We start from the raw sequence: 13,357 nt of genomic DNA, 5'->3' as shown, positions 1-13,357 counted from the left end.
ATGTTTAGTATCCAGCGCCTTACCCCTCGGGGTCAAATAACCTTACACCTATGAAGAAAAAGAGCGTCTTCTTTGGTGTAAGAACATTTGCCTTTCGGGGCAGACATTGGAGCTTGCGCTTCTCGTTAAACAAATAAACTTAATAATAATATGAACACTAATCCAGCTACGGAGATGATTGTTTCTAATAATGTCCAAGTTGCAAAAGTTTCTTTTAACGTTAAACCAAAGAATTCTTTGAACATCCAGAAACCAGCATCATTTACGTGTGAAGCGATTACGCTACCTGCTCCTGTTGCCAAAACAACTAATGCCAAGTTAACATCCGTAGTACCTAACAAAGGAATAACCAATCCTGCAGTTGTCAATGCTGCAACTGTTGCAGAACCTAAAGCTATTCGTAATATTGCAGCGATCATCCAAGCTAAAATAATCGGAGAAATAGTAGTGTCTGTGAAGATTTCTGCTACATAATCGCCTACTCCACCATCGATCAATACTTGTTTGAAAGCACCTCCGCCCCCGATGATCAATAACATCATACCGATACTAGCGATTGCTTTGGAACAAGATTCCATTACTGCTTTCATTGGAATTTTTCTTGCGATACCCATTGTGTACACGGCAAGTAGTAAAGATAATACCATTGCTGTAGAAGCGTTACCAACAAAACGAATGATGGAAAACATTGCATTATCATCTGCTCCAGTTGTTTTTTGGATCATCGTAACTACCGTTGCAATTGCCATTAGAATAACTGGGAACATCGCTGTAAATACACTTATACCGAACCCAGGGGTATCTTCCAACTTGAATGTTTTTTGCTCACCTAAAGAAGCAATATCTCCAGTACGATTAAATGAATCTGGTACTAGTTTTTTAGCAATTTTCGTAAATAGAGGACCAGCTAGAATAACAGTAGGAATAGCAATGATGAAACCATAAAGCAGTACTTCTCCTATGTTTGCACCGTATTCACCAGCAATTACCGTTGGACCTGGATGTGGTGGCAGGAATCCGTGGGTTACAGATAATGCAGCTGCCATTGGAATTCCTAAATATAAAACAGAAACACGTAACTGTCTAGAAATTGAGAAAATAATTGGTATCAACAGAACTAATCCAACTTCAAAGAATAATGCGACACCAATTATAAATGATGCGACTACAACAGCCCATTGAATATTTTTCTCGCCGAACTTATCGATTAAGGTCATCGCAATACGTTGCGCTCCACCTGAATCTGCTATCAAACTACCTAACATTGCACCTAAACCAAAAATTAACGCTAAATGACCAAGTGTCCCACCTAGCCCACCTTCTATAGAAGCAACAATATTATCTAGTGGCATTCCTAAGCCTAATGCAACTCCAAAAGCAACAATGATTAATGAAACGAATGTGTTTAATTTTAAACCCATAATTAAAATCAATAATGCGACTATTCCTATTGCTACGATTGCTAATGGCATGACGTTTCCCCCAATTATTTATATGTTATTTTTTATCAAATTACGTTGATATGTTGCAATACTTGTATATTCTTTTTCTAATACTCTCGATAAATTAATGAATATTGGTAATAGTTCTTGATACTCTTGAACATCTGATTCTTTTGGAGTGTGTTTATGAGTACTACCTATCATTTCTGAAACCACATCGAACGATTCTATTTTACCAATTGCATATAATCCTAAAATACAGGAACCTAAACAGGAACTTTCATAACTTTCGGGCACGACTACTTCCATATCAAAGATATCTGCCATCATTTGACGCCATACATCGGATCTAGCGAAACCACCTGTAGCTTGGATACGTGTTACCGGCTCTTCCATAACTTCTAGTAACGCTAAGAACACGGTATACAGATTGTAAATGACACCTTCAAGTGCTGCACGAATCATATGTTCTTTCTTATGTGACATAGTCAATCCAAAGAACGAACCACGTACGTCAGGATTCCATAACGGTGCACGTTCTCCTGCCAAATATGGATGGAACAAAAGACCATCTGACCCCGGGCTAACTCGCTCTGCAATCTTTGTTAGTACTTCATACGAGTCAATTCCAAGTCGTTTCGCTGTCTCCACTTCCGAAGAAGCAAATTCATCACGAATCCAACGAAGTACCATCCCCCCGTTATTGACAGGACCTCCAATTACCCAAAGATTCTCTGTCAAAGCATAGCAAAAAATTCTTCCTTTTTGATCCGTTTGCGGACGATCAATAACGGTTCGAATAGCTCCGCTAGTACCGATTGTTACTGCCACTTCCCCTTTTCCTATTGCATTTACACCAATATTAGAAAGGACACCATCACTTGCACCAATGATAAACTTCGTTTCTGCATCAATACCAAGTTTTCTGGCCAGGGTAGGTTCACAGTTTTGGAAAACTTCTGTCGTAGGTACTAAATCCGATAACTGCTCACGCATAATCCCAGCTATTTCTAAAGCTCCTTCATCCCAATCCAATTCTTTGAGATTCATCATTCCCATAGCTGATGCTAAAGAGTGATCCACCACATAGCGGTCAAATAATCTTTTAAAAACGTATTCCTTTATACCTATATATTTTTTTGTTTTTGCTGCTATTTCCGGTAAGTCATGAACAATCCAAGTAATCTTACTAAGAGGAGACATTGGATGAATAGGAGTGCCAGTACGTCTATATACTTCTAGTCCATTCATTTCTTTTTTTATCTTGCTTGACCATGCCTCACTTCGATTATCTGCCCATGTAATGCACTGAGTAAGCGGTTGGTCATGCTCATCCATTGCGATTAAACTATGCATTGCACTACTAAAGGAGATAAATAGTAAATCTTCCTTTGCAATTTGAGATTTTTTCATAATGCTGGCAATTGACTTTAAAACCGCTTGTAATATTTGTTCTGGATTTTGCTCAGCAGTAGAACTATCCGGGGTATGGAGCGGGTAGCCGATATTCTCTTGTTGAATGATTTTCCCTTTTTCAGAAAACAACACTGCTTTTGTACTAGTTGTCCCTATGTCGACACCTAACATATAGTTTGTCATTATTCTTGCTCCCTTTCTATCGTGAGCATTTGTTGTGACATCCAAAGATCTTCCACTTTCCCTTGAACATCATTAAAATTTTGATGTAATGCCTGAATCATAATCGCTCTATCTTTCGTTTTTATCGCTTCAATATATATTTCATGATTTTCTATGACTCTTGAAAAATCTTCATACTTCTCTGACATACGCATTCGCATCGAAAGAAGTATTAACGTTTCCATTACCGGTTTAGTGTTGCCCCATATAAGTGCTATATAGGAATGGTCTATGAAACGAATAATCGTTTCATGGAAAAGAACATCTTGAAAAGAAAACTCATCCGCATCCTTAAATTTAATGGCTACTTTCATCATCTCAAGTATTTTGCTAAGTTCTCTAACTAGGTCACTCGTATCTAATTTCACTATTCTTTCATATACAAATGTTTCAATCATTAAACGTACATCATATATTTCTTTAATATCTTTTTCATTTAAACCAACTACTACTGCTCCCATTCTTTCCGAACGGATCATATTTTCAAACGACAATATTTTCAATGCTTCCCGTATAGGCGACCTGCTTACTTCAAATTCTGCAGCGAGTTTATTTTCTGATAATACAGTACCTATAGGAATCTCCCCTGAAATAATCCGAAAACGGAGTTCATATGCTAGCTTTACTCCAATGGAAGCGCTCGCAATCCATTTTACAGGAAAACTAAAATGCATGTTCTTGCTCATATTTTCACTTCCTACATACTTGTATACAAGTATTTTAGTGTACAAATACAAAAATGTAAACGCTTTTATTTTATTTACAAGATTTAAATGAAAACAACACCTCCCATCTAAAATATGAAAGGTGTTGTTTCTCCTCTAATGATATAATAGCTATCTTTTTAACTTTGAACTAACTGTAAAACTCTTCCTTCCTTTAATTTTTAAATAGCTAATAAAAAATTACAGTAACTTTCTTTTCCGTACACTTCTTTACTATTTTTAAAAAAGTTGTTGAACATATAGGTTTTTGCTTGTTCTAAAGAATAAGATCTAGCTTCCATAACCAGTTTTAGATAGGAAATAAAATATTCTTTAGACAAATTAGACCCATTATTTACAGTCAAATACCTCCACCCCTAACATTTAGACGCTTCCATTCCGCAACATGATTGAGTAGAATATTGTGATGTTAAATTAATACTACATACACCAGTTTCCGGTAGATCAAGTTCAACCTTTTTAGCTGATTCAAAGTCACCCGAAAGATGAGCCACAATAGATCTCACTTGCTCATAACCGGTAGCCATTAAGAATGTTGGAGCTCGACCATAACTTTTCATTCCAACTATATAGAAGTCTTTTTCTGGCTGTCTTAATATCTCTTCACCATGAGGTCGTACTGTTCCGCAACTGTGAAGGTTAGGATCAATTAAAGGAGCAAGTTCTTCAACGCTCTCTGTAGCAGTATCTATACTAAGTCTGATTTCTCTTATAAATGAAAAGTCTGGACGGCTGCCTGTGTTTGCAATGATTTCATCAACCGGAGAAATTGTTACTTCACTACCTTCTGATTCCCCAGTAATTCCGATTCCATCATTTGTCTTAGTTAATTGGTGAATAAGGAAAGGAGTATAGACTTTTACATGACTAGCATCAACTAATTGATGTATACGGCTACCTAATTCACCTCTTGCTTCCAAAGCGTCTTTATCTTCTCCACCGTACGCATCTTCTACGTTTTTCTTTCTCATGATCCAAGTAATTTCTACTTCATCATCTAACTGTGATAGTTCTAAAATTGTGTTAATGGCTGAATGACCGCCACCTACAACAGCAACTCGTTTGTTTTTGTATCTTTCTTTATGCTTTCCCTTAATATCAGGAATTCCATAATAAATGTGTTGGTTTAATTCTCTTTCTTCTTTTGTCCAAATACTATCTGCATTTATTGGATTTGGTTGTGACCAAGTTCCAGTAGCATCTATTATGGCCCTTGCTTCTATTCTTTTTGACATCCCATTCTGTTCAATGTATATAACAAAGGACGAATTTTCACGATTAGCAGTCTTCATTTTATCTAACCCTTTTTTACTAATCGAAACAACTCTTGTATTCAGTGATAAAAAAGGGTGTATTTCAGGTAGATTTGCTAATGGCTTCAAATACTCGTTAACTAATTCACTTCCAAATGGAAGTTGATCTAAATCAGGTGTATTCCAATCGTGTTTTTCTAGAGTTTTTTTAGCTATCTTATCGATGTTGTATTGCCATGGTGAAAATAACCTTACATGTCCCCAGTTTAGAATATTACTACCAACACTATCACCTGACTCCAGTAGAATAAACCGTTCTCCTATATTAGCTAGATGGGCAGCAGCAGCTAAACCTACAGGACCGGCACCTATAATAGCTATTGGTAATTCCTTGTTTGAAGATGTTGTTACATCTACATTTGTTTTTGCAGCGGGTGCGCAGCATCCCCCAGTGTTTACTTGTTTCAGTTCAATGTTATTCATTCTCTTACCTCCATAAATTTTTAGTAGTCTTACCAAATATTAAAATGTATTTTAATTGCATTTTGCAAGTAATGTATATTTTTTTTAAGCAAGACTTACTCTTGCTTAAAGTAGAGGTGTACAGCAAACGCTTGATTTGGACATAGCTTGATTTAGTAATTTAATAGAACGAATTACTGTTTCTCTTTCAAATTCGTTCATATGGGAGAATACTTCCTCTAAATAAGCATTCATCGATTCGTCAATGGTTGTAGCCACAAACTTTCCTTGTACTGTAAGGGATAAAATAAATACCCTTTTGTCTGTTGAAGAAGGTGTTTTCTTTACTAATTCCATTTTAATGAGTGTCTGGATTTGTCGACTAAAAGTTGTTATATCCATTGCGATCGTTTCTGCAATTTGTTGCATGGATGGTGATGTTTGTTTATCTATTTCATAAAGAATGTGACTTTGAACGGTTGATATATCCACGGCTCCAATTGAACAACAATTTTTATTAAGAAGTCCAAATCTACGAGTAAGCAATTGAAATAGTTCACGTTTGTTTTCCATGTTTTCACCTCTTATATAATATATACAACATTTACTTGCAATGTGCAACAAAAAACTTTAAAATTTTATTAAATACTTTTTATTTTTTATATTGGGGGAATCAGACATGGCTATTATGATTAGAAATGCTAAAAAGGAAGATTGGGCGGAAATTAAATATATTTATGAAGCTGGGATTTCCACGGGTTTTGCAACATTTGAAACCAAAGCACCTGCCATTTATGAACAATGGGTCTTAAAAGCTCATCCTGAATGTACTCTAATTGCACAAAACGAAAATAAAGTTTTAGGTTGGTGCAAAATTACAACGATTTCAGATCGTTTGGCTTATGCAGGAGTAGGCGAAGTTAGTGTCTACGTTCATCCTAATGCACAAGGCATGGGTGTTGGTAATTTCCTCTTGAAAAATTTGATTACAGTATCTGAAGAGCAAGGTTACTGGACTTTACAGGTTTCCATTTTTAGGGAAAACAATTGCAGCGTTTATTTGCATAAGAAAAATGGTTTTAGAGAAGTAGGGATACGAGAAAAAATAGGGAAATTGAATGGTATATGGAGAGATAATGTATTATTAGAGCGAAGAAGCAATTTAGTCGGATTAGAAGAAGATTGTTAAGTTATTTTCGCACACCAAAAGTTTAAAAATCACTACTGAATGAAAAGAAAAGAATCCATTATGGGCTAACTTAAATGGATTCTTTTTATAGTTTAATAACTCCCGAATTGAACAATTTGCAATTTAAATTAAATGTTCAAGATAATGCAATAACTTTTTCACAACATACTGCGCGTCTTGCCCCACCCCTCTTAAGGTCGCAGAAGCAAAGGAACGTTGCCCTTCCATCCCCACATAATAGAGACCGGGAACTTCGCTTATTCCCGCTACATGTGAAGGCTTTCCTTCCACATCCAGTGCTCCAATGGCTTGAAGATATGGAAACTGTGGTCTGAAACCTGTCGCGTATATTACTGTATCAACCGGTTCTTTTATTCCGTTTGGCCATATAACGCCATCTTCATAAAAAGAAGTAAACATTTGTTGTTGATCTGGTTTTCCTTTAGCTAATTGCTTTTTGTATTGGCCTGTATCGTTCACAGCGCTTGAACTTGGTGCAGTTTTTCTAAACCTCCAAAATGGAAAGGTATCAAAACCGATTAGTTTTATCCAAAAATGCAAATCCTTGCCCCATACACGTTGTTTAACAAACTGTACAGGTCGTAATACAGCTAAGGACACTTGACTCACCTCTGCTAGCTCAACTGCAATTTGAATAGCAGAATTACCACGCCCCACAACGACCACTCTTTGATTTATAAATGGCTCTGAATTTCTGTATTCGGAGGAATGAAGAGTTAGACCTTTAAACGCATCCTGCCCAGCTATATTTGGTATGAATGGATTGTTAAACGAGCCAGTTGCATTAATGATAGTTCGTGAATAAAATGTATCCCCTGCCATCGTACGAATCGTAAATCCTTCTCTATCTTTGTCTACAGATTCAACACGCTGGTTAGTTTCAACTTTCAAATTAAATTTCTTCTTGTACTCCTTTAAATAGCGAACGACCTCATCTCTCCTCGGATAACGATTTTGTTCTCCTGGGAATTTCATACCTGGCATTGAGGAATATCCTGCCGGTGAGAACAGTTTAAGGCTGTCGTAATATCGTGGCCACGAACCACCTACCTGAGTGTCTGCTTCTAAAATTAGATATCGTAACCCTTTTTTCTGTAAGTGATAACCAGAAGCAAGACCTGCTTGCCCTCCTCCAATGACTATTGAATCTAAAATATCTTCCACATAAACACGCTCCTATTTATTTGTAAAATACAAGTATAGCGTAAGAGAAAATAAAGAAAAATTATGTGAGCACTAGTTATTAGTGTAAATAATTTTATATTGTATGAAGATGCATTTTGATTGCAACTAATATTGTTTTCTTACAACGACTTTGAATGAAAGCTTGATTAAAAAAACACATCTGGAATCATTTTTCTCTTATCATATTTATACTTCATTTATTTGTAAAATGCAATCATTTATTTTAAATGAAAATTTAGTTGTAATTTGCAATAAATTATAATACCCTTACGAGTAAGTAATAAAAAAATAATTAGATGCTGAGTTAGGAGTGATAAGTATTGTCCGAATCAAGCAAAGGGGTTAGCAAATCTTCTGAGATCGTCATAGTTGCCTTAATTACTGCAATTAGTCTGTTTGGGGATTCAATGTTATACATTGTCTTGCCATTATATTGGAAAGAAGTAGGTCTTGACTCGATATGGCAAGTTGGAGTACTTCTTTCTATTAACCGCTTTATCCGTTTACCTTTCAATCCGATTGTTGGGTGGATATATAATAAGATATCTCTAAAAACAGGTTTAGTAATTGCAATCATATTGGGTAGTATTACGACATTGGGCTATGGATTATTAAATGGATTTATCGCTTGGATTATTCTCCGTGGGGTATGGGGGATTGCCTGGTCCTTTTTCAGAATTGGAGGCTTATCGATTGTGGCCTTTAATACTGAAGAAAGTAATAGAGGGAAATCTATTGGTCTATACAATGGACTATATCGATTAGGGAGTTTAGTAGGCATGCTAGCAGGAGGGCTGCTTGTACCAATTTTGGGTTTAAGTACTGTTTCGATTATTTTTGGGTGCCTTACTCTGTTAGCTCTACCTATAATTTTATTGTATGTTAAAACAACATCTTTAAAAGATCATGAGCAGGATAATAAGGATAAGGTTGTATTTAAAGATAATTTAATTTTAAACAGTCTAAAACAGGGCAGAGGAAGGATTGTTTTTACTGGTTTCTGTATCACTTTATTATTTCAAGGGATATTTATGTCAACATTAAGTTCTGTAATTGAACATAACCATGGGGAAAATGTTACCTTGTTCGGAACTGTAATCAGTGCAACTTTTCTAACTGGCATTATTTTATCAGTCCAATGGATATGGGGGCCATTTTTAGGAGTGCGTTTTGGGACTTGGTCTGATGGGATTAAAGGAAGAGTGCCCGTATTAATTATGTCTCTAATTTTTGCAAGTTTGACTTTTGGAATGATTTCTAATGCAGTTCCAATCCTTGTATTGATTTTATTTACTTTTCTTGTCATGATTGCAGCTACCTCTCTTACGACAATTGTTGATGCAATTGCCTTAGACATTTCAAAGAACTCTAATGTAGTTTCATTTCTTACTACATATTCAATAGCACAAGATCTTGGGGCATCCATTGGTCCATTTATTAGTTTCCTGTTCATAGGATTAGAATTTGGTTTTTCCTACATTTACTGGGGTGGGGCTATTTTATTTTTATTATTAGCACTTCTTTGGTCAACTTCTTACAAAAGAGAAAGTAAATTAATTACAATTTATTAAAATAACGCTAGTAAATTATTTGTATTTCGGTAATAAAAGACTCTTAAAACAATCACTTATATTAAAAAACCGAGAATAAAGAAAAGAAACCATTTTAATTTAGCTGATTTAAATGGTTTCTATCTTGCAGCTTATATAGTCATTTCTATGTCTATTAATTATTCAATACCAACAACTCAGTACTTGGAGTTCCGCATTATTTAAAAACATAATTATTTCTTAACAGCAACTACTTCCACCTATAAGAACCAGTCCTGCACGGCCGTCATTCTCTTCTATATCAAGAGTTAGACCTTCTGTATTATTAACTTGCGAATCGATCGCTAGTTTAATACCGTTGATAGTCTGGATTGTATCTGATTCTAGCGGTGCATCTAAAGACAATGCAAATTGTGGCCCGCAGCAACCAGCATTAGTAAAAAGACGAATTGCCTCAGCACCTTTTTCATTAAGTACTTTTTCTAATAATTTTTTCGCTCCGTCTGTAATATTCATTTATTTTCCTCCTAAAATTTTTTATGCATTTGGAAATATTCTTCTCAAAGCTTCTTTCATTCCTGGTTTTACTCTAATTTTCGGCCGTACTGTTTTTGCGATTTCTTTCGCTTCTTCAATAGTGTCTGCTTCGCCTAAAGAAAGTAATGTTCCAATCGCGACAGTGCCTGTACGGTTACTTCCACCTTGGCAGTGGAAGTAAACATTTTCCCCTTCATTATACGCTTTTACTACCTCTTCAATTGAGTTCTTTATAGAAGTGTCTTGCTGATCTGCATCATCAACTATTGGACTGTGTACTCTTTTATCATTAAAGCTTACATTAGACGATTCAGCTCTTAGATCAAATACTTTATCTACTTTTTCATTTTCAATAACATCAACTACATCATCTGCACCGCCGATATAAATGCGATCTTTAATCAATTCATGGTAATTTTTATTTGTCATTACATTCACCATCCAAATTAGTTAATAAAATCTTTTAATTTGTCATATCCCACTTTTTCTTCATGTGACCATGGAATTATTGCACAGTTTATTGCCTTATTGTCTTTTACTTCATGAATCCATTCCACTTCACCCACTGCTTTCCCTCTTAAAACAGGATCAGTCGTATTGGTCGCATATAAACTTTGATTTATAACCCACCATTTTGGGCTAATTTCTGCTCGTCTAAGATCTTCTTGTAGGCGAGAAGCTTCTAAAACTGGAGTTGCTTCAGCAAGTGTTACGATAACAACTTCTGTTACTTTTGGATCTCGAAGTAGTGGAAGTAGGTTTTCTACGCTTTTTGGTACTTCGCCAGTAGATTTCTGTATTTCTTTGCTATAAGACTGTGCTGCATCTAATAACAATAAAGTATGCCCTGTCGGTGCTGTATCGATGACTACGATTTCATCATGCGTTTTTGCTACCACATCAGCAAAAGCTCGAAATACCGCAATCTCCTCTGTACAAGGAGAGTTAAGGTCTTCCTGTAGATATGCAATGCCATCTTCATCCAAATCTTTACTTGCTTTAGATAAAACATCAGCCTTATATTTTTCTACTTCTTGTTTTGGATCAATACTACTTATGCTTAAATTTTGATTCATAAAATTACTTTGAAATTGATAATTAAGATGTGCCGCCGGATCTGTCGTTGTTAAATGTACCCGATGTCCTTTTTCAACTAAACCAACCGCAATGGCAGATGCGACTGTTGTTTTTCCTACCCCACCTTTCCCCATAGTGAAGATCAGCTTAGTGCCTGTGGAGGAAAATTCCTCTACAATATCCTTCAATTTAAGATGGTTATTTATATCAGTCTGATTGTTAGATATACCTGTTGGTGATGTGTACATTTTGAACAGATTACGAAGGTTTTCTACTCCTGTAAGAGAATATGAGACAAATGGTAGTGAATAAATAATAGACTGCTTTAAATTTTTAGGCATCTGTTTTAAAGAACCTTTTTGTCGATAGTAAAATGCGGACGAAATTTCATCCTCTTTTAAGTAGTCGCTTAGTAGTCCATTTACAATAACAATTTGATTTTTAACCCCGATATCTTTTAGTTCTATAGAGGCACGATCAGCTTCTAAAAGAGAAGAGACGTCTGGTCTTGTAACCAAAATCAATGTAGTTTTAGTAGGGTCAGCTAGCACCTCTACTGCTTTGGAATAAAGATCTTTCTTATCAGCTAAGCCTGATAATGGACCTAAACATGACGCACCATGTGTACTTTCCTCTAGAAACCCATTCCATGCTGTTGGAAGTTGTAAAAGTCGTAAAGTATGGCCAGTTGGTGCTGTATCAAAAATTATATGATCATACTGACTTACCACTTCAGTGTTGGTAAGCAAGCTTGTAAATTCATCAAATGCGGCTATTTCTACAGTACACGCACCTGATAATTGTTCTTCCATTGTGACTACTACAGATTCAGGTAGTTTACCTCGATACGGTCCCACAACTTTTTCACGATATTCTTTTGCAGAAGCCTCAGGGTCTAAGTTACATGCATATAAATTCTCAACATTTGGAACTACTTTTGGCATATTAGTTAATTCGATACCAAATACGTCCTGTAAGTTGGATGCAGGATCTGTACTGATTAGCAAAACCTTTTTCCCTTTATCCGCTAATGAAACAGCTGTGGCACATGCTGTGGACGTTTTTCCTACCCCACCTTTGCCTGTCAAAAACAAAAATGGGGTGTTTATTACATACTTTGGCTGAAAAGCTTGAAACATGTTTATCTCTTCTTTCCGTTTTAAAGTGAATTTAAATCAATAGAAAGTCGAACTTTTGGCTTTTCTTTCAGTTCTTCTAAATCTACATTAAACCATTCTGCTAGTTCATCATTTGTGGGATAACATCCGAGTTTTACAATCTCACCATCAATTAAAACTACTGGCAAAGCATCTATTCCTTTTTCATGTAAAACATTATTTACCGCACCATTTTCCACAAACTTATCCGGATTATATGTTAATTGATATCGTGTAATATTAAGTCCTTTTTTCTCAAGAGAATACAGAGCTGAAGCCACTCTTGTTAGTTCTGGGTCAACACTTGGTCCACAGACACCTGTTGAACAACACATTGCAGGATCGAAAATTTCTACTTTTTTCATACTAAAACCCCCGTTATAATATCAAATAAGCATATACTTATATTCTGGTGAAAAGAGAACCAAGAGAAATTTCTCTTGGTAATGTTAAATTATTCGCCGGTTTCAGAAAATTGCTTGATTCTTTCTCCAATTTCATCACGAACTCGTTGGAAGGTAGCCCATTTTTCTTCATCAGTTCCTTGAGCTTTAGCAGGGTCGTCAAAGCCCCAATGATCCCGTTTCACATGAGGTGGTGTCATTGGACATTTATCCGCCGCATCCCCACAAAGTGTAACTACAAACTCCGCATTATTTAATGTTTCCATATCAATGATATCTGAAGTTTGGTCAGAAATGTCGATTCCAGCCTCATTCATCGCTTTAACAGCATTAGGATTCAAGCCATGTGCTTCAATTCCTGCACTTAGAACTTCCCACTCATTTCCTAAGTATTTTTTTCCCCAACCTTCTGCCATTTGGCTTCTGCATGAATTTCCTGTACATAAAAAGTATATTGTTTTTTTAGTCATTTCTAAGTAGTCTCCTTTGTTTTATGCTTTTAAAAATATACAAAATCTATATTACTTTACTGCTATTATCGGTATAAAGATGGTTGATCAAATCATCGAAATCCATTTGAAAAGCATTCGCTAAGTGATGCATGAAAAATCTTGAAGGATTTGTAAGATTCTTCTCCGTTTTAATAATGTAATCTTCTGATAAAACAGAGCGAATAGCTAATCCCGTTACATTTAAGCCCTTAGACTCACGAAGATA

General features: G+C 35.8%; 14 protein-coding genes. 2 read left to right on the top strand and 12 right to left on the bottom strand.

Annotated features, from left to right (window positions below; all coding sequences use genetic code 11):
• Nucleotides 1–125 precede the first annotated feature (125 nt).
• The 6 genes from PGC35_RS07110 to PGC35_RS07085 all read right to left on the bottom strand — a co-directional run bounded on the left by PGC35_RS07110 (nucleotide 126) and on the right by PGC35_RS07085 (nucleotide 6,093).
• A complete protein-coding gene (locus PGC35_RS07110; RefSeq protein WP_375218673.1) occupies nucleotides 126–1,472 on the bottom strand; it encodes a GntP family permease in 1,347 nt (448 codons plus the stop codon).
• Nucleotides 1,473–1,490: 18 nt separating this feature from the next.
• Complete coding sequence (gene gntK / locus PGC35_RS07105; protein ID WP_375218672.1) at nucleotides 1,491–3,041, bottom strand: gluconokinase; 1,551 nt, start codon at nucleotides 3,039–3,041, stop codon at nucleotides 1,491–1,493.
• Entirely contained in the window at nucleotides 3,041–3,766 is a 726-nt protein-coding gene (locus PGC35_RS07100; protein ID WP_375218671.1) for a GntR family transcriptional regulator, read from the bottom strand. Before PGC35_RS07100 ends, gntK begins: the two co-directional genes overlap by 1 nt.
• A gap of 200 nt (nucleotides 3,767–3,966) precedes the next feature.
• Nucleotides 3,967–4,149: a hypothetical protein gene (locus PGC35_RS07095; protein WP_375218670.1), complete on the bottom strand. Its 183-nt coding sequence runs from the start codon at nucleotides 4,147–4,149 to the stop codon at nucleotides 3,967–3,969.
• Nucleotides 4,150–4,161: 12 nt separating this feature from the next.
• Entirely contained in the window at nucleotides 4,162–5,541 is a 1,380-nt protein-coding gene (locus tag PGC35_RS07090; protein WP_375218669.1) for an NAD(P)-binding domain-containing protein, read from the bottom strand.
• A gap of 105 nt (nucleotides 5,542–5,646) precedes the next feature.
• Nucleotides 5,647–6,093 (bottom strand): MarR family winged helix-turn-helix transcriptional regulator, encoded by a 447-nt coding sequence (locus tag PGC35_RS07085; protein WP_375218668.1) that lies wholly within the window; start codon nucleotides 6,091–6,093, stop codon nucleotides 5,647–5,649.
• Between the two features lie 106 nt (nucleotides 6,094–6,199).
• Between PGC35_RS07085 and PGC35_RS07080 the strand changes: the two genes are divergently transcribed.
• Nucleotides 6,200–6,709: a GNAT family N-acetyltransferase gene (locus PGC35_RS07080; RefSeq protein ID WP_375218667.1), complete on the top strand. Its 510-nt coding sequence runs from the start codon at nucleotides 6,200–6,202 to the stop codon at nucleotides 6,707–6,709.
• Nucleotides 6,710–6,832: 123 nt separating this feature from the next.
• On the opposite strand, the gene PGC35_RS07075 is transcribed toward PGC35_RS07080, so the two are convergent.
• Nucleotides 6,833–7,894 carry a flavin-containing monooxygenase gene (locus PGC35_RS07075; protein ID WP_375218666.1) on the bottom strand — a complete coding sequence of 354 codons (1,062 nt, stop codon included), beginning with the start codon at nucleotides 7,892–7,894 and terminating at the stop codon, nucleotides 6,833–6,835.
• Between the two features lie 341 nt (nucleotides 7,895–8,235).
• On the opposite strand from PGC35_RS07075, the gene PGC35_RS07070 reads away from it, so the two are divergent.
• Complete coding sequence (locus PGC35_RS07070) at nucleotides 8,236–9,486, top strand: MFS transporter (RefSeq protein ID WP_375218665.1); 1,251 nt, start codon at nucleotides 8,236–8,238, stop codon at nucleotides 9,484–9,486.
• A 219-nt stretch (nucleotides 9,487–9,705) separates the two neighbouring features.
• On the opposite strand, the gene PGC35_RS07065 is transcribed toward PGC35_RS07070, so the two are convergent.
• From PGC35_RS07065 to arsC, 5 genes are all read right to left on the bottom strand, one after another.
• The gene (locus tag PGC35_RS07065) at nucleotides 9,706–9,981 is read right to left on the bottom strand and encodes an iron-sulfur cluster assembly accessory protein (protein ID WP_375218664.1); all 276 of its coding nucleotides are present in this window, start codon (nucleotides 9,979–9,981) and stop codon (nucleotides 9,706–9,708) included.
• Nucleotides 9,982–10,002: 21 nt separating this feature from the next.
• Complete coding sequence (locus tag PGC35_RS07060; RefSeq protein WP_375218663.1) at nucleotides 10,003–10,431, bottom strand: protein-tyrosine phosphatase family protein; 429 nt, start codon at nucleotides 10,429–10,431, stop codon at nucleotides 10,003–10,005.
• A 17-nt stretch (nucleotides 10,432–10,448) separates the two neighbouring features.
• Nucleotides 10,449–12,218 carry an arsenical pump-driving ATPase gene (arsA, locus tag PGC35_RS07055; protein ID WP_375218662.1) on the bottom strand — a complete coding sequence of 590 codons (1,770 nt, stop codon included), beginning with the start codon at nucleotides 12,216–12,218 and terminating at the stop codon, nucleotides 10,449–10,451.
• Between the two features lie 20 nt (nucleotides 12,219–12,238).
• Nucleotides 12,239–12,601: an arsenite efflux transporter metallochaperone ArsD gene (arsD, locus tag PGC35_RS07050; RefSeq protein ID WP_375218661.1), complete on the bottom strand. Its 363-nt coding sequence runs from the start codon at nucleotides 12,599–12,601 to the stop codon at nucleotides 12,239–12,241.
• A gap of 89 nt (nucleotides 12,602–12,690) precedes the next feature.
• The gene (gene arsC / locus PGC35_RS07045; RefSeq protein WP_375218660.1) at nucleotides 12,691–13,110 is read right to left on the bottom strand and encodes an arsenate reductase (thioredoxin); all 420 of its coding nucleotides are present in this window, start codon (nucleotides 13,108–13,110) and stop codon (nucleotides 12,691–12,693) included.
• Between the last annotated feature and the right edge of the window lie 247 nt (nucleotides 13,111–13,357).

Source organism: Psychrobacillus sp. PGGUH221, assembly GCF_042055255.1.
In the GTDB taxonomy this organism is placed as follows: Bacteria; Bacillota; Bacilli; order Bacillales_A; family Planococcaceae; genus Psychrobacillus.
This window is presented reverse-complemented; position numbering and strand designations above follow the sequence as displayed.